At 45.6% G+C, this 21,196-nt stretch carries 21 protein-coding genes and 1 rRNA gene; 15 read left to right on the top strand and 7 right to left on the bottom strand.

Annotated elements, in window-relative coordinates; all coding sequences use genetic code 11:
- Positions 1-74, top strand: a 5S ribosomal RNA gene (gene rrf, locus HFD99_RS26145); the annotation flags it as partial.
- A 238-nt stretch (positions 75-312) separates the two neighbouring features.
- On the opposite strand, the gene HFD99_RS24040 is transcribed toward rrf, so the two are convergent.
- The 3 genes from HFD99_RS24040 to HFD99_RS24030 are packed head-to-tail and all read right to left on the bottom strand — an operon-like array spanning position 313 to position 3,428.
- The gene (locus HFD99_RS24040; protein WP_123797148.1) at positions 313-1,422 is read right to left on the bottom strand and encodes a CobW family GTP-binding protein; all 1,110 of its coding nucleotides are present in this window, start codon (positions 1,420-1,422) and stop codon (positions 313-315) included.
- An 18-nt stretch (positions 1,423-1,440) separates the two neighbouring features.
- A complete protein-coding gene (locus tag HFD99_RS24035) occupies positions 1,441-2,418 on the bottom strand; it encodes a TIGR03943 family putative permease subunit (RefSeq protein ID WP_117289950.1) in 978 nt (325 codons plus the stop codon).
- Between the two features lie 8 nt (positions 2,419-2,426).
- Entirely contained in the window at positions 2,427-3,428 is a 1,002-nt protein-coding gene (locus HFD99_RS24030; RefSeq protein WP_123797149.1) for a permease, read from the bottom strand.
- Positions 3,429-3,659: 231 nt separating this feature from the next.
- Here HFD99_RS24030 and HFD99_RS24025 point away from each other — a divergent pair, with 231 nt between their 5' ends.
- The 12 genes from HFD99_RS24025 to HFD99_RS23970 all read left to right on the top strand — a co-directional run bounded on the left by HFD99_RS24025 (position 3,660) and on the right by HFD99_RS23970 (position 12,880).
- Positions 3,660-4,748 (top strand): CobW family GTP-binding protein, encoded by a 1,089-nt coding sequence (locus HFD99_RS24025; protein ID WP_017428462.1) that lies wholly within the window; start codon positions 3,660-3,662, stop codon positions 4,746-4,748.
- Positions 4,745-5,857 carry a FecCD family ABC transporter permease gene (locus HFD99_RS24020; protein WP_017428463.1) on the top strand — a complete coding sequence of 371 codons (1,113 nt, stop codon included), beginning with the start codon at positions 4,745-4,747 and terminating at the stop codon, positions 5,855-5,857. Before HFD99_RS24025 ends, HFD99_RS24020 begins: the two co-directional genes overlap by 4 nt.
- Positions 5,854-6,642, top strand: a complete 789-nt coding sequence (locus HFD99_RS24015; RefSeq protein WP_016818444.1) for an ABC transporter ATP-binding protein — start codon at positions 5,854-5,856, stop codon at positions 6,640-6,642. Before HFD99_RS24020 ends, HFD99_RS24015 begins: the two co-directional genes overlap by 4 nt.
- 68 nt (positions 6,643-6,710) lie before the next feature.
- On the top strand, positions 6,711-7,730 hold the full coding sequence (locus HFD99_RS24010; RefSeq protein WP_016818445.1) for an ABC transporter substrate-binding protein: 1,020 nt from the start codon (positions 6,711-6,713) through the stop codon (positions 7,728-7,730).
- A 216-nt stretch (positions 7,731-7,946) separates the two neighbouring features.
- Positions 7,947-8,654 carry a metal ABC transporter ATP-binding protein gene (locus HFD99_RS24005; RefSeq protein WP_170973163.1) on the top strand — a complete coding sequence of 236 codons (708 nt, stop codon included), beginning with the start codon at positions 7,947-7,949 and terminating at the stop codon, positions 8,652-8,654.
- Positions 8,600-9,448 carry a metal ABC transporter permease gene (locus HFD99_RS24000; protein WP_016818447.1) on the top strand — a complete coding sequence of 283 codons (849 nt, stop codon included), beginning with the start codon at positions 8,600-8,602 and terminating at the stop codon, positions 9,446-9,448. Before HFD99_RS24005 ends, HFD99_RS24000 begins: the two co-directional genes overlap by 55 nt.
- 37 nt (positions 9,449-9,485) lie before the next feature.
- Complete coding sequence (locus tag HFD99_RS23995) at positions 9,486-10,484, top strand: metal ABC transporter substrate-binding protein (protein ID WP_016818448.1); 999 nt, start codon at positions 9,486-9,488, stop codon at positions 10,482-10,484.
- Between the two features lie 354 nt (positions 10,485-10,838).
- Complete coding sequence (locus HFD99_RS23990) at positions 10,839-11,201, top strand: response regulator (RefSeq protein WP_014599711.1); 363 nt, start codon at positions 10,839-10,841, stop codon at positions 11,199-11,201.
- 84 nt (positions 11,202-11,285) lie between these two features.
- Positions 11,286-11,774: a hypothetical protein gene (locus HFD99_RS23985; RefSeq protein ID WP_016818449.1), complete on the top strand. Its 489-nt coding sequence runs from the start codon at positions 11,286-11,288 to the stop codon at positions 11,772-11,774.
- 104 nt (positions 11,775-11,878) lie between these two features.
- The gene (locus HFD99_RS23980) at positions 11,879-12,073 is read left to right on the top strand and encodes a hypothetical protein (RefSeq protein WP_017428465.1); all 195 of its coding nucleotides are present in this window, start codon (positions 11,879-11,881) and stop codon (positions 12,071-12,073) included.
- Between the two features lie 12 nt (positions 12,074-12,085).
- Positions 12,086-12,421 (top strand): YolD-like family protein, encoded by a 336-nt coding sequence (locus HFD99_RS23975; RefSeq protein ID WP_016818450.1) that lies wholly within the window; start codon positions 12,086-12,088, stop codon positions 12,419-12,421.
- Between the two features lie 114 nt (positions 12,422-12,535).
- Positions 12,536-12,880 carry a cupin domain-containing protein gene (locus tag HFD99_RS23970; protein ID WP_031463434.1) on the top strand — a complete coding sequence of 115 codons (345 nt, stop codon included), beginning with the start codon at positions 12,536-12,538 and terminating at the stop codon, positions 12,878-12,880.
- A 104-nt stretch (positions 12,881-12,984) separates the two neighbouring features.
- Here HFD99_RS23970 and HFD99_RS23965 read toward each other — a convergent pair whose 3' ends face one another.
- The gene (locus tag HFD99_RS23965; protein WP_031463435.1) at positions 12,985-13,854 is read right to left on the bottom strand and encodes an aminoglycoside 6-adenylyltransferase; all 870 of its coding nucleotides are present in this window, start codon (positions 13,852-13,854) and stop codon (positions 12,985-12,987) included.
- Positions 13,855-14,168: 314 nt separating this feature from the next.
- Between HFD99_RS23965 and HFD99_RS23960 the strand changes: the two genes are divergently transcribed.
- Positions 14,169-17,480, top strand: a complete 3,312-nt coding sequence (locus HFD99_RS23960) for an S-layer homology domain-containing protein (protein WP_123797150.1) — start codon at positions 14,169-14,171, stop codon at positions 17,478-17,480.
- Between the two features lies 1 nt (position 17,481).
- Here HFD99_RS23960 and HFD99_RS23955 read toward each other — a convergent pair whose 3' ends face one another.
- The 3 genes from HFD99_RS23955 to HFD99_RS23945 all read right to left on the bottom strand — a co-directional run bounded on the left by HFD99_RS23955 (position 17,482) and on the right by HFD99_RS23945 (position 19,900).
- Complete coding sequence (locus HFD99_RS23955; protein WP_123797151.1) at positions 17,482-18,351, bottom strand: class I SAM-dependent methyltransferase; 870 nt, start codon at positions 18,349-18,351, stop codon at positions 17,482-17,484.
- Positions 18,352-18,511: 160 nt separating this feature from the next.
- Positions 18,512-19,393, bottom strand: coding sequence for an Hsp33 family molecular chaperone HslO (gene hslO / locus HFD99_RS23950; RefSeq protein ID WP_025364754.1), 882 nt, complete (start codon positions 19,391-19,393; stop codon positions 18,512-18,514).
- A gap of 30 nt (positions 19,394-19,423) precedes the next feature.
- Complete coding sequence (locus tag HFD99_RS23945; protein ID WP_016818455.1) at positions 19,424-19,900, bottom strand: RrF2 family transcriptional regulator; 477 nt, start codon at positions 19,898-19,900, stop codon at positions 19,424-19,426.
- 245 nt (positions 19,901-20,145) lie between these two features.
- On the opposite strand from HFD99_RS23945, the gene HFD99_RS23940 reads away from it, so the two are divergent.
- Positions 20,146-21,159, top strand: a complete 1,014-nt coding sequence (locus HFD99_RS23940; RefSeq protein WP_090891571.1) for an LLM class flavin-dependent oxidoreductase — start codon at positions 20,146-20,148, stop codon at positions 21,157-21,159.
- Positions 21,160-21,196: the final 37 nt, after the last annotated feature.

Raw genomic sequence — 21,196 nt, 5'->3', positions numbered from 1 at the left:
ACACGACCGTTAAGCCCTCCAGCGCCGATGGTACTTGGACCGCAGGGTCCTGGGAGAGTAGGACGTTGCCAAGCAAATAATAGTATGACTCTGCAAGTCGTACTCAGGTCGTCGAGAATGCCTCGACGGCTTTTTTTATTTTCCCATCATTCAACATAACATCCTATAAGGTATATACTGCGTATATGCAAATTTATGATAGTTACAAAAAAAGGCTGTTCCATGACTTTTAAAGGTCAAAGGAACAGCCTTTTATAATTTAATTTCGTAGACATTTTGGAGGGGAATTTCATTTCGAGCCGAATCTGTCGACTACAGCGAAACGAAGCACTGTTCCCATTGCTCGGTAATGGACGCTTTGTCAAGCTGCTCTCCAATGAGTGTGACATATCCCTGGCTCACCGGAAGTGCGGTGGGCTGCCATTCCAAGTGACTTCCTGAGAATTGCAAAAGCATTGTACCCTCATGCGGAAGCACACAATAACCTTTCGCACGAAGCAGCGAGGAACCTAGCCCAGTCAGGAAGTCTTCTAATCGTTGCTTTTCCAATGGCTGAGGAGAATATTGATGCAGTGTTAAGCTCTCCAGACGAGAAAAGGAATGGGGGAGGTCGTGATCGTGACTGTGGTTTTGACGGTGTGCAGAAATTACTTTGAATGCGGTACTTCTGGAGGCATTGCTAGGTCTTTCGTTATCTTTAGCGGGAATTGGGATAGGCGATGCTTCTGCATCGTTGGGCTGCATCTGTGCCGATGTATGTTGAAATACTTGTACAGGTTTCGGGTCAACCCATACGGAGTTCAGGACAGGTTCCAGCAGTGGTTCAAGGTCAATGCGGCTATACTCAGTAGTTTGCAACTTGGCCGTATCGTTGAGCTTGCGGATGTTCTTGACGACCTTAGCCACTTCACGGCTATTTGCGACATCCGTTTTGTTCACAACAATAAAGTCGGCGGAGCGAAGCTGTCCGTGCAGAGTCCGAACCAGCTCTTTGTCTGCAGTGAAGCGGCTGTTGTATTCATGGAACAGCTCAGCATCCACCACACTGATGCCGTGAACCAGATACAGCCGATCTGCCAGCAGTGGAGAGCGAAGTTCCTCCAACACCTGCTCGGGGTTGGCTACTCCGGTGGTCTCCATGAAGATCACATCTGGCTCTTGGCTGAGCAGGGTGTGCAGTGCGCCAGCCAGCTCATTTCTTTTGCTGCAACAAATGCACCCCTCTAGCAGTCCTTCCACTGTTACGTCAGGCATTTCCTCTGAAATAATAGCGCTGTCTACATCATATTCGCCCATTTCGTTCATTAAAACAGCAGCACGAAGAGGAATCTGACGAGTATAGGCTAACAGCCGCAAAAGTAGTGTCGTTTTGCCGCTTCCAAGAAAACCACTGATTAATATAACAGGAACTTTGTTCATCATTTTTCCTCCTTGGCGGGTTTAGTGTGCCGTATTCAAGCGATCATAGGTTGCTACCGAGTCTGCTTGGGTATAGACATAAGGGGATTCTGGCTGCTTGACAGTCGTTATTTTATCGGATCGAATTTCAAGTACGGGTGCATTATCCTTTTGCGTTGCATGCAGTGTTCCTTCAATAGTCACCCAGGTATCCTTGTCAAAGGACGGAGGGTTCTGGGATTGGACGATAACCCCGAATGGCATGGCATCGGCAGTACAGCACATAACGAGGAACCTTCCTACTGCAAATAGACCTTTACCCGGTAGGTTGTCGTCTTTATAGACAAAGCCAGTCACCTGTACTTTTTTTCCTTGAAAAGCGTGCTTATACAGTTCGATCGCTCCTATAGTTTCGGAAAAAATCTCCGGATGGATCTGTATAATGGGTTGCTGATACAGACGTTTCGCCAGCTCGGCGAATTCTACATTGTACTCATCGGGTGGAACGAACAGCTTATCCAGCGCTTCCTGACTCCATTTTCCCTTTAGAGGGAGCGAAGTTGGTGTGAAAGATGGAGTGGATAAAAGGGAGGCTGCGGGTGTGTTCGTGGTTTGTATGTCTGTTTTTCGTCGGATATCCGGGTTGGGATAGGTGAAGGACATACCTTTTTTGGCTGCCATATCACTGCCAAGCGCCTGATTGGGCAGCAGTGATCCGAACAGCAACGGAATGAGCAGCATTCCATATACGAGAGTTTTTTTGAACCAGCTTTGCGGTAAAGGATGTTCGCAATCGCATACATCTTCACCATCCCGGCTTCCCACGATTACGTGCCATGCCATCGCCAAAGCGATGAATATGAGTGGCACAGGACAGAGTAAAAGCAGCTTTTGCATGTGCGGAGCCAAGTAGTAATGAAGTGCACTTGTGCGATGTAATGTGATGATGTATACAGCTAATCCGATCATGAGCAAGGAGCGCATGCCATATTGACAGCGGATGCTAAAGGTTGAATTCACGTTTGTATTTACCTCCCCAATAACCATTCAGCAGCTATAGATCCCATCAGGACGAGTAAAATAATGAGTAAGCCCAAGATCACGACAAATTTGGTGCGAAAGGTGCTGAGCAGCATGAGTGTGCCTTTGAAATCAAGCATCGGGCCGAGTACAAGAAAGGCTGCCAGCGGACCCAGTGTAAAGGTATGCGAAAAAGCAGTAGCTACAAAGGCATCAGAGGTGGAACATAGCGATAGCACGTAGGCAAAGCCCATCATAAAGGCGTACGAGCCAGCCGTTCCATTGCTTAACGAAAGCATTTCGTCACGTGGGATAAAGGTTTGGATACAAGCTGTCAATAATGCACCGATAATGAGATATTTACTCATGTCTAAAAACTCGTCGCCAGCATGTACAAAAAATCCCCGCCATGTGCGGTTATGCCGATGAGTCTGATTGTTCTGCTTTTGTTGGTTAAAAGAGAGCAAAGACCGTTTGAGCGGATGCACACGCACAAAGGCATATATGATCAATCCGATGGTCGCGGAAACGACAAAGGCCAAACCCATTCGAACGGCAGTGACCTCAGGATGGGAAGGGAAAGCCATCATCGTCGCAGCCAGTACTACGGGATTGATAATAGGTCCGCTTAAGATAAAAGTGATACCCATATAGGCAGGCATTCCCTTGAGCATTAATTGGCGAACGACAGGGATCATGCCGCACTCACAGATGGGAAACAGCATACCTAGCAAGGAGGCGAGCAGGACACCCGACACAGGATGGGCAGGCGCTATTTTACGAATCCATGTCTCCGGTACAAGCCACTGTAAAAGGGATGAAACAAGCACACCGATCAGGAGAAACGGAACAGCCTCCAGAAAAATACCCATAAATACCGTCTTTAATGACTGCAGCTGCCCTATATCTAACAAACGAAGCCACTGAGGAGATAGCGTAATAAGCACAGGGATGAGAAAGGCAAACGGAATCATAAAAGGCAGCATCTTCAACAGCGTACGGTTTTTCATTCCACATCTCCTTGGGAATAAGGGTTCTTATCTACATCCTATGCCTGTGTTGGGACAATCATGCCGCAGGATTATGCTTGAATCACCTCCTATATTGACAATTCAAAGCGTGGTCATATATATTTATGTTTGTTAATAGTAATTATTACGATTAAAATTCGATAAATGATTGCAAGAAGAAAACTTTTACGGTACGATCCATATTAGTGCTGTAAAGACAAGGAGGATTATATGATACCGATTGTTGTTTTATCCGGATTTTTGGGCAGCGGGAAAACAACTCTTCTTCAGCATGCGCTGGCTTACTACAAGGAGCAGGGGCTCAAGCCAGCTATTCTGATGAATGAGTTGGGTGATGTTAATCTGGACGGCAGTTTGGTGAACGACCAAGCCCCCATGAAGGAAATGCTCAGTGGCTGTATATGCTGTACCATTCGCGGAGATTTGGGCGTCGAGCTCATGAATCTTGCCGAGGAATATAAGCCAGATGTGATTATTGTAGAATGTACCGGAGTGGCTAATCCAATGGAGATTGTAGATGCAGTGACAGATGCCTCCATATATTCTTCTATGGTTTTACAATCTGTTATCACGGTCGTGGATGCGCGTCAATTTCTGGATTTCTCCTTGGGTAGTGAGAGAAGCAAGTCGTTTCGTTTGATGCAGGATCAGCTGCGATGTGCTTCCAAACTGATTATTAACAAGACTGATTTATTGGCTGCGGGAGAATTGCAAAAAGTACAGGCCCTTGTAAAAGAATTAAATCCTTATGCTTTGACTGTAAGCACGGAGCGTAGTGACGTAGATTTGGGTGCCTTTTTCTCCATTCAAGGAGAGAAACGGATGGATGTTTCACGGCAAAAGGAGTCCACAGTCGATATCGCGAATGATCATCAGCATGCGGAAGCTCATTTTCACACGTATGGTCATGATGATCATACAGGCCATCATCCTCATGACTATCATGAGCCCGAGCATCACGACCATAAACATGAACACGGAGAGCATTATCATTCCTACGACCATGTAGTTGTTCATACGCATTTTTTTGGACAACCTGTGTCACGCTCCGAGTTTGAACAGTTGTTCCGCAGTTTGCCTGCTGAAATTTACCGGGCCAAAGGAATCGTGCGATTTTTGGAATCGGAGGGTCAAATGATGTTTCAATTTGCCTATCGTGAGCTGGAAATCATCCCGATCCGACCGCAAAAGCCAGTGAACGATGTAGTGGTGATCATGGGCGAGAATTTCTCTGCTTCTGAGATCGGGGAACGATTGAAAAAGCTTGAAGCGGCTGCAAAGCCACTGGCTAGTTCATGATTTCGAGAACAAATAGCGTTTATTCATCCAAGCCTCATTCTCGAGCTGATCTAGCAGGGAAGCCTCCATGGAGATTTACAACAATTCTGCTGCTATTAACTGCGGGACTGGTGCTGTCAGTTACACTTGCGGTCATGCTGGGTCCTGTGGCTGTCGCTCCAGGGACAGTATGGCGAATTGCGCTGTCCCATCTGCCCTGGCTGGATCAGTGGATACCCGTGACATGGACCAAACCGGAGCAATATATCGTCTGGGAAATTCGCTTTCCGCGTGTGCTGCTAGGTGTTGTCGTGGGAGCAGGACTTGCTGTTACCGGAGCGGCTATACAGGCATTAATTCGCAATTCGTTAGCGGACCCCTATATTCTAGGAGTCTCATCGGGTGCTTCAGTGACAGCGACGTTAGTTATTGTGTTTGGAGCTTTTGGATTTTTGGGACGACTTACACTGCCCATATCTGCTTTTACAGGCTCTCTAGCTGCGATGCTTATGGTGTTTGCGTTGGCTCGTGTGGCCGGACGGATATCGACGACCCGCTTGCTGTTGGCAGGGGTGGCGGTATCTATGATGCTGTCGGCTGTGACTAGCTTTATCGTTACGATGGCCCCGAATGAAAAAGGCATCCGTGACGCGATGTATTGGATGATGGGAAGTCTGGCAGGCGCTCAATGGGATACGCTTTTCATTCCAAGCCTTATTATAGCGGTGGGAACGGCTGTCCTTTTGACCCGATGCCGCTCATTGAATGCTTTGCTGACAGGAGAAGAAGCCGCCGTAACGCTCGGTGTGAACGTGCAGGCGTTCCGTGTATTATTGGTTGTTGTCGCTTCCCTTTTAACCGGGGCAGTCGTATCAGTGAGTGGCTCGATTGGTTTTGTCGGGCTTATGATTCCACACATCGTTAGGCTAATAGTGGGATCGGATCATCGGCGTGTCCTGCCTGTCAGCCTGCTTTCGGGAGCTATCTTCGTCGTGTGGGCAGACGTATGTGCCCGGCTCGTGCTGGCTCCACAGGAGCTGCCGATTGGTATTGTAACGGCTGTGTGCGGCGGACCCTTTTTTGTGTGGTTGCTGCGGCGCAGTTCCTACTCGTTTGGAGGCGAAAAATGAATATAGAAGTCGAAGGCGTGACCTTCAGTATTCACGATAAACGATTGATCGACGGTATCAGTCTCCAGGTAAAAACGGGAGAGCTGGTCGGGCTGATCGGTCCAAATGGCAGTGGCAAATCGACGTTGCTTAAGAATATGTATCGTGTGCTAAGACCTGATAGTGGTTTGGTGACGCTGGATGGCCGGGATTTACTACGGATGAAGTACAAAGAGACAGCACGACAAATGGCAGTGGTAAGTCAGGATGCGCCCCAAACGTTTGATTTTTCAGTACGGGACATCGTCCTGATGGGCCGCCATCCTCATAAGAAACTGCTGGAAGCAGATACTGTCTTCGATCATGAACTGGTTGAGCAGGCGCTGGAGCGGGTAGGCATGAATGCTCAAGCGGATCAGGGGTTTGCTACCCTGTCGGGCGGTGAAAAGCAACGGGTATTAATCGCCAGGGCTTTGGCCGGACAAGCGAAATTTCTCATTTTGGACGAGCCGACGAATCATCTCGATATCCGGTATCAGCTGCAAATTCTCGATTTGGTCAAAACACTTCAGATCACTGCTTTAGCTGCACTGCATGATTTAAATTTGGCGGCATGTTATTGTGACCGATTGTATGTATTAAAAGAAGGCAAGGTGGTAGCCTCCGGCATAACAGAGAATGTGCTTCAGCCTGACCTGCTACGCAGTGTATTCGGGGTGGAAACAGAAATTCGTATTCATCCGAAAACCGGGAAACCGAGTATTACCTTTTTACCGGATTCTCTTAGAGGTGGAGACCATCTATGACATTAACAGGCAGAATGGTGATTCGATAAGGTAAGATAAAACTGTGAATGAAAGAGGAGACGTTACATATGAATAAATGTAGCAAACCCGCATTACCGCTGGTTATGCTAGTTTTGGCGATGCTGTTATTATCGGCCTGCGCAGCAGGAAACACGGCTCAAACCACAAATTCATCTGCAAACGGGCAGCAATCTGATGCATCGCAATCAACAATCCAAGAGAAGGCAGTAGAGATTGAGAACATGGGTGTAAAAATGGTATTTCCCGAAGCGCCCAAACGTGCGGTTACATTGAACCAGCATGCGACAGAAGTTATGCTGGCCCTTGGACTGGAATCTTCCATGGTAGGAACCGCCTATTTGGATGATCAGATTTTACCGAAATATAAGACTCAATATGATAAAATCCCGGTTCTAGCCAAACAATATCCGTCCAAAGAGGTGTTTATGGCAGCTGCACCAGATTTTGCCTATGCGGGCTGGAAGAGTGCCTTTAATGATAAAAATCTGGGTTCCCGTGAGGAGCTTGCCCAACAGGGCGTGCAAACCTATGTACAGGAATCCTCCAATAAGCCGGGTCCTATATTAGAAGATGTATATCGGGATATACTAAATATTGGACGTATTTTCCGGGTTGAGGAGCGTGCAGAAAAACTGGTAAATGACATTCGTGCACAAGTGCAGTCCATTCAGACTCAAATTGGCACGGTTGAACGGGCACCCAAGGTTTTTGTTTATGACAGCGGCGAAGACAAGCCATTTACGGCTGCCAACAATTATCTGACGTCTTTGATTAAAAGTGTGAAGGCGAAAAATATTTTTGATGATATCGATAAAAGTTTTACGGAAGTAAGCTGGGAAGAGGTCGTGAACCGCAACCCTGATGTTATTATTATTCTCGACTACGGAGATACTTCACTGGCGGATAAAGAAAAGCTTCTGTTGAGCAAGCCCGCGCTGGCTGGTGTTGAAGCGATCAAAAACAAACGATTTGTGGTGCTGCCTCTATCCGCAGCGGCTGAAGGTGTGCGAGCACCGATTGCACTGAAAACCTTGGCAGCAGGCTTGTACCCGGACAAAGTGAAATAAACAAACAAAAGAGTTGCCAAAACATTGACGAACCTTGCCTAAACTGTTAAACTTGCTAATGCGTAAAGGTTACGTTTATCAAGCGCTTATTTTTTTATTACCAAATCGTAATAATTACGGTAGATGGTTTAATGATCATAAACGACCTGGAGAATCTGCGCTATGATGACCGCTCAGATGGCTCCAGGCTTTTTAAAGGAAAAGGAGATTTGCGTCATGTTATTGGCCTCATTGGAACAGGTCACATTTGGCTACGGAGATGTTCCTAACTTGGTGGATGCCAATGTTGAAATTTTTTCCGGAGAATTTGTGGCGATCACTGGACCCAACGGTGCTTCCAAATCGACGATGCTCAAGTTGCTGCTCGGTTTACTTCAGCCTTGGAAGGGCAAAGTGTTTATGTCCGACCGTACAGGTGAAGGTAAAAAGCTCGTTGTCGGATTTGTATCACAACAAATTGCTGCCTTCAATGGAGGATTTCCAAGTACCATCCTGGAATTTGTCCGTTCGGGTAGATATACTCATGGCTCTTGGCTGCGCCGGATGCGGGCTGAGGATCATGATCTGACAGAGCAGGCGCTTCGTCAAGTAGGGATGTGGGATTTACGGCACCGCAAAATCGGCGAATTGTCTGGTGGACAGAAGCAGCGTATTTGTGTGGCAAGGGCACTTGCTCAGGAATCGGATTTGCTCATTTTGGATGAGCCCACGACCGGAATGGATCAGGAAAGCCGACATCACTTCTACGATCTGATGAATCAGCAGGTTAAGGAATATGGAAGAACTGTAGTCATGGTTACCCATGGACTATCGGAAGTACAACATTATCTGGATCGTATTATTGAGCTTGAAAGGAAGGAAGATGGCGGATGGAAATGCTGCACTACGACTTCATGCAGCGGGCATTTTGTGCCGGTGGGGTAATTGCACTGCTGGCCTCGGTGCTTGGAGTATACCTGATGCTACGGCGTCAGGCTCTCATGGCGGACATGCTATCGCATGTATCGCTGGCAGGGGTGGCAGCAGGTGCCTATTTAGGGATTAACCCGACGATAACTGGATTTATTGTTGCGGTGATCGGTGCGATTATTGTTGAATACGTCCGCAGATCTTATAAAACGTATAGTGAGATTTCTGTGGCTATTATTATGGTAGGTGGCCTCTCAACGGCTGTTATTTTAATGAATCTGAATCAGAGCATTAACAAAGGCTTTTCCGCTTATTTGTTTGGTTCGGTAGTAGCCGTCAATCAGACCGAGCTGATGTTGATGATCGTTGTGGCTGTCATCGGAGGTATTTTCTTTTTCGTGTTCCGACGGCCTTTGTACCAGATTACCTTTGATGAAGAAACGGCAAAGACCAATGGTCTTCCTGTCAAGTCTATCTCGTTTGCGTTTAGTATTTTGACTGGGATGATTGTAGCCGCAGCCATGCCGATTGTCGGTGTACTGCTTGTCTCCTCACTAATCGTGTTGCCTGCTGCGCTGGCGATTCGAATTGCACCGAGCTTCGCGGCAGCTATCTGGATATCCATGATCACCGCATTGATCGGCGTATTTATGGGATTAACCGCATCATATGAACTCAGTACACCCCCAGGTGGGACGATTGCTATGGTGCTCTTATTATTCCTGATCGTAGGAGCTAGTATTCAAAAGCTGGTCCGTAAGCTTGGCAAGCAACAGGCTTCCCGACGTAAGAATGCGGCAGGTCAGTAAGCGTTTTTTGAAAAATAACACATAAGGAGTTATGAATATGAATACATGGTTCAAAAAATCATTTGTATTATCCGCGGGGCTAGCACTTATTTTGGCCGGTTGCGGAGCTAAATCTGATCATGCAGCCACGAATGCATCTCAAACTGAACCTAATCCGGCACAAACAGCGGACAGTGGTAAAAAGCTGAATGTAGTCACCACTTTTTATCCGATGTATGAATTCACCAAGCAAGTTGCCGGAGACCATGCTAACGTAACCGCGTTGATTCCTGCCGGTGCTGAGCCGCATGATTGGGAGCCAAGCGCCAAGGATATGGCACAGGTTAAGGATGCTGACGTATTTGTATATAACGGGATCGTCGAAGGTTGGGCAGAACAGGCTTTGAGCAGCGCATCGAATGATAAGCGTGTAGTAGTTGAAGCAAGCAAAGGGTTGAACCTGATGGAAGGATCTGCCGAGGAGGAAGAAGGAGAAGAAGCACACGCAGAGGAAGGCCATGATCACGATCATGTGCTGGACCCTCATGTATGGCTTGATCCAGTCTTAGCTCAGAAAGAAGTAGAAGCTATAGAAGCAGGGCTTGTAAAAGCCGATCCTACAAACAAAGCGGACTATGAGAAAAACGCTGATGCTTATATTGCTAAGCTGAAAGAGCTGGATACTGAATTCAAAACGGGTCTGAAAAATGTAAAACGTAAAGACTTTATTACGCAGCATGCTGCTTTTAGCTATTTGGCTAAGCAATATGGTCTGACCCAAGTGCCAATTGCCGGATTATCTCCAGAGCAGGAGCCTACGCCGGACAAGTTGGCAGGTATTATCAAGTTTGCTAAAGAAAATAATGTGAAGACGATTTTCTTTGAAACATTGGTTGATCCGAAGGTCGCTGAGACCGTAGCTACAGAAATTGGTTCGAAAACGGATGTGCTGAATCCGCTTGAAGGACTGACGGATGAAGACAAGCAGAAAAACCTGGATTACCTTGGTGTGATGAAAAACAATCTGGAGGCTTTGAAAAAAGCTCTGAATGAATAAGCAAACTTTAAACGAATAGTTTAAAAAAAGATGTCGGTATGATACCGATGTCTTTTTTTATGTCTGTTTAAGGAGTTGACCCAATGATTCTTCTCACTTTAAATTCTCCTGCATAGTGCTAAGGGTTCATTGAATACCTAGTACTTTGTAATCTTCATACTACAGGAATGATTTACGTCATTGCGAAACGTTTTTATTGAAATTAATGCTGTAGTAGCTAGTTTCAAATTTCTTTTATAATTCAATGGTAGCGTTTTTCTTTTTACAGATTCTTTCTATTAATATAACTAGTTTTTTCACCGATATTGAAGTTTGGGCGTGCATATCATATGACAACGGATTGGAGAGGTTAACTTGGCAACAGTTATAATAGTGGATGATTCTTTATTTATGCGTTCTGTGCTTAAGGATATTCTGTTGGATTTAGGTCACTCTGTTATTGCAGAAGCGGAAAATGGATATGATGCAGTTTTGAAATATGCACACTTTCGACCAGATTTAATTACCATGGATATTAATATGCCTAAAATGGATGGGCTTGAGGCTGTTAAAAAGATTGTAGAGCTTGATCCTAAAGCCAACATCTTAATGTGTTCCGCTTTGGGTCAGCAGGAAGCAATTATACAAGCATTTAAGGCAGGGGCAAAAGATTTTATTGTGAAGCCATTTGAGATGGAAAGGGTCGTGAATGCCGTCACAAAAATGCTGGATAATTAATGAATCAAGCTTTTAATACATAATATTGAACATATTGAAGCGGGAGTTTCATGCTTATTTTTCACGAATATGGAGATGAATAGGATGAGCAATCGAGTATTGTCTCAAAAAGTATTTATAGATGAACTGATCGCTACGATCAAGAGTGGGGGGCTTGTTCCTGTAAATTATGAACACCTCATCAGTGAACAAAGGGGAAAAATGGATGCTCTAAACAATGAACTCACCGTTCGTATAGAGGCATTAGAGACAGATTTAATCTCTGCTTCGACATTTTCCATTCCGTTTGCCAATGGTGAAATTATGTTTCTTGCTCGTTATATTGTACTCATTGGGGATTATACCGAGGGTTACTTTGTATTTTATCGAGCAGAAGACTGCGAAAGTCCAGAAGAATATCAATTTTTAACAAGCTCTTATCAACTTCCACATGTATTGCTCGAATTATCTCACACTTTAAAGGAGCATGGTACTAATGAGCCACTTAATATTTTGACTTATTGGAATGGCCCTGTGTATCCGCTGAAAGATTTGAATAAAGAGGATATTAAGCTGTCCACCTATGAGTTTTAAATCCCTTGAGAGAGGCAACTCCCTCAGGGGATTTTTTTACATTGATAATCAAACGCATGTTCGCATATAATACAAACAAACGTTCTGATGAGGAGTGAAGGATGATGCTGGAGAAATATGTGGGACAGATCGTGGAAATCGTGTATATGGACCGAAAGGGCAAACTGTCTCATCGGCAGATAGAGGTGCATCGTGTGCAGAATGGTTTAATCCGGGCCACCTGTTTGCAAACTGGTCAGCCACGTGTTTTTCGATTAGATCATGTATTGGCATGGCATCCGGTAACCAGAACAGCATAGGAGGGGCTTACGATGGGAAAAAAGCTTGAAGGAAATGGCATATGGGAAAGCTCGCGTATGATTTTGCCTGAGCATCGGGAGGCATATGTAAGACTGATGAAGGAGCAGGGAAGACGCGGCAAGCCGACACTGGACGATCAGGAGATACAGCAGATTGAACAGGCCATTATCGTATCCTATAACGAACGGAAGCCTATTACACTAAGAGTGTTTAATCCGTTTGATGATGAGGAGCTGCGCGGACTGGTTACAGTGATTAACACAAGTCGGCGAGAAGTGAAGCTATCTCGTGGGGAAGAGGATTTTAGCTGGATTAAGTTGGAGGAAATTATCGAGGCGGATATCTAAAAATGGTCGGACTCAGAGTTTTTTTACATGGGTTCTATCGTTTTTTATAATTAAGATTGTAGCTCAGTGAATCCAGATTTACAATAAAACTGTAACTACAAAGGGGGAGTCAATTTGAAAATAAGTAAACATAATTCTGAACATTATATATGGGGAGAACAATGTGATGGTTGGCGCTTGGTGAAAAATGATGATTTGAGTATTATTCATGAGCGCATGCCGGGAAATACACATGAAGTCAGACATTATCATCATCATGCGCGCCAATTTTTCTTTATTTTATCAGGTGCAGCGGTACTTGAAGTGGATGGTGAACGCATCCAATTAGGATCTCAGGAAGGGTGTGAGGTTCCTCCTATGGTGCCTCATCAAATGTTTAATGAAACGAGTGAGGATGTTGAATTTTTGGTTATCTCTCAGCCTGCGAGCAGAGGCGACCGGGTGCTGACCGAAAACTAATATTAGGAGACAGCAGATTCCAAACGTATATAGGTCAAATAATGTTAGAGTATAAAAAAACCAGGCTAGCACATGTAAATCAAGTGCCCGACTGGTTTTTTTCTTTAATAGATGCCCGTTGCATCTGCAGGGAGAGCTTTTACGTGATAGAGATAGTTTGTTACACGTTGATCGTCCTCAATCGGGTATCTATAACCATAATGGTTCGCCACCTTCTGGGCAACTTCTCTAAATAAATTACCCATGATAAAAAGAGACTGCCACATATGTTCATAATCTGCATCCGCAAACGTTTGGATGTAGGCCGTCCAATGTTCAGGCTCAAGGTGCTTCTCGAAATATTTTCCCTGCTTACCTGGATCTGCCGTGAAGTTAGTTTGTATACCCATATGCCATTCCAGCATGAAGTGAAGCGCATCTCTTACAGGTCGATCCAACATGAATTTGGCATAGGGAAGCTCATGTCGCCATAATCCTTTAGCCACATAAGTACTGACCCACCAGAATTCGTTGCAGGAATCCGCATAGGTTTGGGCGGTTGGAGGGACCGTCTTATAATCCTGAAGACTTGGCGGTGGGAAAGGCTCCACCAGGCCGTCTTTATCCAGCAGCAGTACACTTAAGCTGTCTCGAGGCCAATTGGCGATGTTAGTCACAGGGCAGAGGGTAAGATCAATGCGATTGCCATCCGTAAATAACATGAGAAAAGCAAAGCGATCACGGAACGTCACAGTAGGCTCCACATGCTCATCGGGTGTCTGCATAATGATCAATTCTCCAAAGCGGCGAATCCAGTGACGTTCCTGAATAAAGCTGTCCATGGAAGATACGAGAAAGACGATGTCATAATCCTGAAAAATATCTCGTGGAGCATGTGGATTGGCGCGTGAACCATTCATAATCACGGCACGTACCCGTTCATCTTCTTGAGCAAATTGGAGAATGGTATGCAGCATCTCTTGTTCACTTCTCACTATAGTTGTCTCCACAAGCGGTATCGAAAGGAAAAAAACGTAGATAAGACAGCAGTAGAAATAAAGCCCACCAGTTCAAGGATCATCAAGAAAAACGACCTCCTGTAAGTTGTTTTATCTGGCAAAAGTATCCTATCCTTACAATAGCTCATCCACGGAAGCCATTCAACTGAATAAACAGCGGGCAAATTGCTCGTATTCTTGCTGAGCTGGTTGAATAGAAGGATAAAATGCAATTGTTCAGAATTTGTTCAGTGACGAAATTGTATAATATCAAGCAGCAATCATAGATTTATTTCAACAGGAGGAAAGGTATGCATTTTTGCAAGTCTACTAAACGATTCACATGTGCATTAACAGCAGTATCACTAATCTTTTCATCGGCAATTTTAGTGGCGGATGCTGGTGCGGCACCAACCGAACAGCCCAAATTAATCCAAGATGGAACATGGAGCAAGTCTGCCGACGTTTGGATGGATGCACCAGAAAACTATGTTGGCAGATCTTCGGATGCAGTGTTAGGATATTACAGATCAGCGATTCAGTTTAAAATGCCCGAGCTGACTGGGAAGGTTGTAACGAAGGCAACCTTGCGTATTCATATCTCTTCTATCAGCTACAGCTCTAACCAGAATCCTTTTTTGATCGTGTATGGATCGACTGCTGATGTTTGGAGCAGCGGAGCTTTTCCGCTAAACCCGCTGGATCAGCCTTCGGATACGAAAACAGGCTCAGACCTTCAAGTAGGATGGGTTGATTTTGATGTTACCCATTTTGTACAACAACAGACGGATGGTATGGTCTCATTTGCATTGCTTGCCAACGAAGCAGGGAACCCTGGAGACTATTCGGAAATTACATATTCAGCCGACGACAACGGCGTAGATATTCCCCAGTTGATATTGGAAACATCAGCCTCGGCTGTTTCGTCTAAAATGCCTGAGGTAGCCGCTGTGACTACTGAGGAAGATATCCCAACATCTAATATAACCATTACACCAAACCCGCAAGATTCAACGGTAGTGACACATTATCAAATTACGAACATTATCGGAGGCAGGCTGTATCATAGCGATGGTATCACCGAGATTTCCAACGGAACGTTTATCACAGCAGCAGAAGCTAGGGATGGCGTGAGGTTTGTGCCTATGGCAAACGCCAACAACGCAGCGGGAGATACCTTCTCTTTTGATGTGCAGGCGGCTCAGAGTGCAACGAGTAATGGACTGAGCGATGCCACTAAGGCTGTTGTCCATGTTACGGAAGTAAACGATCCCCCGGCAGCGCAAGACGAAACGCTATCCTCCATTACAGAAGACTCAGGAGAGCGGACAATTCCTTTTGCAGAACTGCTTGCGCATGCGTCTGCCGGTCCGAATGAGAATGGTCAACACCTAACGATATCCTCAGTCAGCAGCATCGCAGGAGGGGCTGTACGTTTAGATGGAACAAATGTAATTTTTACACCTCAGCCGAATTTTAATGGAACCGCTAGCTTCTCTTTTACCGTCACCGATGATGGAACATCGAACGGCGTCTCAGTCCCGCAGTCGGTGGTCAAGCAAGCCTCTTTTACAGTAAATTCCGTCGCTGATGTCCCTAACGTGACTGATGCTTTGACAGAGGAAGACAAACAAAGCTTTGACGGTTTGATCATTACTCGTAATCAAGTGGATGGATCTGACGTGTCGTACTTTAGAATCTCAAACATTATTGGTGGAACCCTCTATAAAAATGATGGGGTAATGGAAATCCGAGATGGTCAATTTATTTCTGTAGCGGATGGCGAAGCAGGGCTTAAATTTACGCCAAATCTTTATGCTAACTCTCCGTCAGGTGATCATTTCAGTTTCGACGTACAATCATCACTAGATATGAGTGGAACAGGGATCAGCGAGCCGAACCAAGCCAAAATCACTGTGAGTGAGGTAAACAACAGTCCGATAGCTGTGAATGATACACTACCATCGTTATCGGCAAGTGCAGGGGCACAATCTATCGCTATTGATGAACTCTTAGCAAACGACACGGCAGGCCCTGTCAACGAGAACTTACAACATCTGAGCATCGCATCGGTAGAAAATGCACAAGGTGGGACGGTAGTTCTAGACGGAGCGGTTGTACTATTCACTCCGAATTCAGGCTACCAGGGCCCGGCAAGTTTTGATTATACTGTGATTGATGACGGTACAACGAACGGAGCATTAGATGCGAAGAGTTCAACAGCTACCGTTGCATTCACTATCAACCCAGCACCGACACCAGATCCGGTACCAACACCAGATCCGATACCAACACCAGATCCAGTACCAACACCAGATCCGGTACCAACGCCAGATCCAGTACCAACGCCAGATCCAGTACCAACACCAGATCCGGTGCCAACGCCAGATCCGGTACCAGCGCCAGATCCGGTACCAACGCCGGATCCAGTACCAACGCCGGATCCGGTACCAACACCAGATCCGGTGCCAACACCAGATCCGATACCAACAGATGATAGTCACACGGAATTGCGTGTTTCTATCAATAATGGTCAAATGCTGGTAGGGGGTACAGAACGGGCTATAGCAAAAGTTGTAAAATCGGACTCTTCAGAGATTGATGTCAGTGAAGAAGCAACTTGGACTTCCAGCAATGCGAATGTCGCTACGGTTACTCAGGGAGAGATTAGAGCGCTTTCAGAAGGGAACACGGTAATTTCCGCCACATACAGCGGATATAGCTTTAATGTTCCAGTTACCGTAACAGCTGTTGCTGCTCCCGCACCCAATAATGCTGGCAGTGATTCCAGTAGTTCCAGTGGCGGCGGGTCTGGGCATCGAAACAGGGACCGTTCTAGCGATGATTCCAGCAGCAATACGGCAACATCAGCTGTATCATCTCCATCGGTGACTGTATCTAAAGAACCAGTAACTGTACCTGTATCTGAAGAATTGGTGACTGAGCCAACTGCTCCTGTGCAAGACATATTCAACAGTAACGTAGTGGTTGCAGACAACAAAGTACTGCAGAATATAAAGTCCAAAGCAGAATCTGCTTTAAATTCTTCTACTAGTGTTAAACCGTCAGACCTACAAGGACATTGGGCAGAAAAGACGGTCGACACGTTTTCTAAGCTGGGTATCGTAAACGGATATAAGGATGGCAGTTTCAGACCTGATGGTGAAATTACCCGTGCGGAGTTTTCTGCTATCATTTCTAGAATCTTCGATATTAGTGGTGGAAATCAGCCTGTGGCTTTGAACGATATTGGGGATCACTGGGCGCAGGATGCCATAACAAAATTGACCGCAGCTGGAGTATTAAACGGTTATGAGGATGGTACTTTTAAACCGGATCAAACAATTGTCCGTCAAGAAATGGCTGTCATTTTGGCGCGAATCTTGGATTTAGACCGATTGAAAAAGGACACCTTGAATGAAAAAAGCTTCACCGACTTGTCCGCTTCTTTTGCGGCTGATACGATTAAACAATTAGCACAAGCCGGTGTGCTTTCGGGTATAAGTACGAGTCAGTTTGGACCTAAGTATCATGCGTCACGTGCTGAAGCCTTGACTGCGATTTATAATGCACTTAGTTTGAACAGCGAAATTAAAACCGTATTGGAAAGTTTGGAGCAGTAATCTAGAATGATACAGAGGCGAGCCTGTTTGGCTCGTCTTTTTGCTTGATACCTACCGCAAGCATATGCGGGCTCATGCCGATGACAGAATCCTGCTCTTCAACCTGCTGTGCTATATCCAGCAAACGTCTGCGATGAGAAGGAATGGCCCATTTCTCTTCAAATCCGGGTGCAATCCAGACGGGGCCTTCGACACCCAGTACACGAGGCTCCTGCAAACCAGCCGCCTGCCAGTCTGCACGCAAGGCATCTGGTGTATGAAAGTAGGAGCGTGTGATAAAAGAGGGATAAGCCGCCGGTCGTACATGCTGACCATCTGTTAACTCCTGTCTGACCATATCCATGAACGCATCTTCCTCCACAATGGTATTGCACTCGCCGTACACCGATAGCCCCCACAGTAGCGAGCCAAACCTGGAAATAGCCGAAGTAATCAGCGTTCCCCCCTTCTTTAAGACACGCGCTGCTTCTTGCAGTGCTTTTACTCTTTCCTTCTGTTCTGTTAAATGATATAAAGGTCCCATCAAAAGCACGATGTCCGCGCTTTCATCTTTACGATCAAGATTTCTGGCATCTGCGATTTCCAGCTTGCTGATGATGGGTTTATTCAGTTGCTGCTGACGAGCGAATTCAATGGCTTGCGAAGAGAGATCGAATAGATGAACTTCATATCCCAGTTCTGCCAGCCACGAAGAGTAGACCCCTACACCGCCGCCGATATCATAAATAACATGAGTGGACTTGCTGAGATAACGGGAAATGATTTCTTTTGATCTTTCCAGCTCTATTTTTCCGATACCTCGCTCTAATCTGCCTATTTCTGCACCGCCATCATAATAAGCCAGAATTTCATGCGTATCTTTTTCGAGCATAGTGGATCTCACCTCATGTAATTGGAATAATATAACATTAACACTTGCGTCATAAACAAGTCTACCGTTTTTGGTCAAGGAAACCATCCATCGAAAGCATTGAGAGAAAGAAAAGAGCTGTTCCCCAGTAGCTAAAACTACTTTTGGGAACAGCCCGTATTTAAATGATGTTTGTTTCCAGCATGTTTTCGAGATCTTCTTTGGTAAGGTGGTAATGTGCGTTACAAAAATGGCAATGGGCTTCAGCTTGTCCATCGGTACGAATCATGTCTTCTATTTCCTGATTCCCTAAGCTGATAATGGCATTGGTAACTCGTTCTTCTGAGCAGGGACAATGAAATTGTACAGGCATGGTTTCCAGTATGTTCATGTTGCCTTCTCCCAAAATCTGGACCAGAATCTGCTCTGGCGTAAGACCTTCCATGACCATTGCGGAGATGCTCGGAATGCTCTCAATCCGTCTCTCGATAAAACTGATAACCTCTTCCGGTGTACCCGGCATCAGCTGAATAATAAAACCTCCAGCCGCCTGAATGGAGTTATCCGGGTTAACAATAACCCCTGCTCCCACAGAAGAAGGAATTTGTTCGGATTGAACGAGATAAGAGGTGAAGTCCTCGCCCAGTTCACCCGATATGAGAGGGACTTGTCCAACAAATGGTTGTTTTAGGCCGATATCTTTGGATACAATCAGCGCTCCATCTGTTCCTACGGCTCTGGCGACATCTAATTTCCCGATCTGATTAAGCTCAAAATGGGTTTGCGGATTTTTTACATAACCTCTAACTTCTCCTTTGGCGTTGGTATCGACAAGAATAGTGCCGATGGGCCCTCCACCGTTAATCCGAATCGTCAGTTTATCCTCATGTTTAAGCATAGCTCCCAGCATCACGCCCACCGTCATGGAACGTCCCAATGCAGCCGATGCTGTTGGCCAGGTATAATGACGCTGCTGGGCTTCACTTACCGTTTCCGTTGTTCTCACAGCATAAGCCCGCACCTGGTTATTGTAGGCAAGAGCTTTTACTAAATAATCATTCATGTTCATATCCCTTTCTGTTTTTGAAGTTCTTTACAAGACCATTTTTTCTTGAATCCAGTTCTTCAAAGAAGTAATTTTCGCATCATATCCTTCTTTAAAAAAGTCAGCAGAGAGTGACGCGATGGTTTCTCTTTTCAGAACGGCTTTCCAGGAGGCTTCCGCTTCTTCCATCAAATTTGCCAGTAAACAGCACTGATCGTCTTTCTTTAATTCAAGCATATCGTTGTATATACCGCTGGAAGAATAGAGGGTTTGCTGTCCCTCAATCGCCAGATAAATATCAAATACTCGTATATCCTCAGGTTTTTTCTTTAATTTGAATCCGCCCTTGACACCAGGTACAGAAGTAATCAAATCAGAGCTAACCAATTTTCGTAACAGCTTATGAAAATAAGTAGGTGAAGCGCCTAACTGCTGGCTAATGGCCTCTCCAGGTAAAACGGCTTTGTCCGGTAGCATCGTGAGCAGAAGGAGAGCGTAGACAGATTGTTCGACACCTGTTTTCATATGCACTAGCAATCACCTCAATATGTTATAACCAGGCTAACATGGATAATTATTATCCACATATGAGCATGATAGACGAGCTGATCGTAAAAGTAAACTATTTTTTGATAAATACTAAAAATTAAAATTATTTGCAATTCATAAAGGGACGCATTATTATAGTTGATGCATCAATTGATAGGTCAAAGAATTAAGGCGTTGAAAGAAATACGTAAAATAATAGTTTGACAGGAGGTTTATATAAAATGACCACGCGGAATGTTGCACTGTCTATATTAGATCTTGCACCTGTCATTGAAGGCGGTACTCCTGCCGATTCTTTTCGTGATACGGTGGATCTTGCCCAGCATGCTGAGCAATGGGGGTACCGACGCTATTGGCTAACGGAGCATCATAATATGCAGGCGGTTGCCAGCGCTGCTACTTCTGTGATCATCGGACATGTGGCTGCACATACCCACAAGATTCGGGTCGGTTCAGGTGGTATTATGCTGGCTAACCATGCTCCACTCATAATTGCGGAGCAGTTTGGAACCTTAGAGTCGCTTTATCCGGGGCGAATTGATCTGGGACTTGGTCGGGCTCCCGGCACGGATCAACCTGCAATGAGAGCATTGCGGCGAGGGCTGCACACCACGGGGGAAGATTTCCCCGAGCAACTGAATGAGCTGCGCTCTTACCTGAATCCAGCGTTAAACGGAGCCGTGCCGGGGGTGAGAGCGATTCCAGGAGAAGGGATGGATATACCTATCTGGTTGTTGGGCTCAAGCGGATTCAGTGCTCAGCTGGCAGGTCAGCTTGGGCTGCCGTTTGCGTTCGCTAGCCACTTTGCCCCGGCTCATTTGCTACAGGCGCTGGAATTGTATCACCGTAATTTCCGGCCGTCCAAGGCACTGGATCAACCGTATGTGATGGTTGGTGTGAATGTGGTTGCTGCAGATTCTGATGAAGAAGCACAACGGCTTTTTACTTCACAAGAACAACAATTTTTAAATGTGCTGCGCGGACATAGCGGAGGACTAAAACCACCAGTCGATGACATGGATAAGCTTTGGAGTGAGCAGGAGAAGGAGATGGTTCGTGGTAATATGCTGGGGTATTCAGCAATCGGTAGTCCTGACACAGTCAAGCAAAGGCTGGATTTTATAATCAACCAGACGAGAGCCGATGAGTTGATTACCACCGCTCAGGTATATGATCACCAGGCACGTTTGCGTTCGTACGAGCTACTAGCCCAAGTGATGCGCATAGATGAGTAAATAAATGAGTTAAACAAACGAGGCTGTGCCAGAGAGG

The organism is Paenibacillus sp. EKM301P, assembly GCF_011800295.1.
Classification (GTDB): Bacteria; Bacillota; Bacilli; order Paenibacillales; family Paenibacillaceae; genus Paenibacillus; species Paenibacillus polymyxa.
Note: the sequence above shows the minus strand (reverse complement) of the source record. Positions and strands in the feature narration are given on the sequence as shown.

Coding starts and splice junctions, on each gene's coding strand:
- HFD99_RS24040 (WP_123797148.1), bottom strand. CDS start 1,422: ATGATGAACAAAGTTCCTGTTATATTAATCAGTGGTTTTCTTGGAAGC.
- HFD99_RS24030 (WP_123797149.1), bottom strand. CDS start 3,428: ATGAAAAACCGTACGCTGTTGAAGATGCTGCCTTTTATGATTCCGTTT.
- HFD99_RS24025 (WP_017428462.1), top strand. CDS start 3,660: ATGATACCGATTGTTGTTTTATCCGGATTTTTGGGCAGCGGGAAAACA.
- HFD99_RS24020 (WP_017428463.1), top strand. CDS start 4,745: ATGATTTCGAGAACAAATAGCGTTTATTCATCCAAGCCTCATTCTCGA.
- HFD99_RS24015 (WP_016818444.1), top strand. CDS start 5,854: ATGAATATAGAAGTCGAAGGCGTGACCTTCAGTATTCACGATAAACGA.
- HFD99_RS24010 (WP_016818445.1), top strand. CDS start 6,711: ATGAATAAATGTAGCAAACCCGCATTACCGCTGGTTATGCTAGTTTTG.
- HFD99_RS24005 (WP_170973163.1), top strand. CDS start 7,947: ATGTTATTGGCCTCATTGGAACAGGTCACATTTGGCTACGGAGATGTT.
- HFD99_RS24000 (WP_016818447.1), top strand. CDS start 8,600: ATGGAAATGCTGCACTACGACTTCATGCAGCGGGCATTTTGTGCCGGT.
- HFD99_RS23995 (WP_016818448.1), top strand. CDS start 9,486: ATGAATACATGGTTCAAAAAATCATTTGTATTATCCGCGGGGCTAGCA.
- HFD99_RS23985 (WP_016818449.1), top strand. CDS start 11,286: ATGAGCAATCGAGTATTGTCTCAAAAAGTATTTATAGATGAACTGATC.
- HFD99_RS23980 (WP_017428465.1), top strand. CDS start 11,879: ATGCTGGAGAAATATGTGGGACAGATCGTGGAAATCGTGTATATGGAC.
- HFD99_RS23975 (WP_016818450.1), top strand. CDS start 12,086: ATGGGAAAAAAGCTTGAAGGAAATGGCATATGGGAAAGCTCGCGTATG.
- HFD99_RS23960 (WP_123797150.1), top strand. CDS start 14,169: ATGCATTTTTGCAAGTCTACTAAACGATTCACATGTGCATTAACAGCA.
- HFD99_RS23955 (WP_123797151.1), bottom strand. CDS start 18,351: ATGCTCGAAAAAGATACGCATGAAATTCTGGCTTATTATGATGGCGGT.
- hslO (WP_025364754.1), bottom strand. CDS start 19,393: ATGAATGATTATTTAGTAAAAGCTCTTGCCTACAATAACCAGGTGCGG.
- HFD99_RS23945 (WP_016818455.1), bottom strand. CDS start 19,900: ATGAAAACAGGTGTCGAACAATCTGTCTACGCTCTCCTTCTGCTCACG.
- HFD99_RS23940 (WP_090891571.1), top strand. CDS start 20,146: ATGACCACGCGGAATGTTGCACTGTCTATATTAGATCTTGCACCTGTC.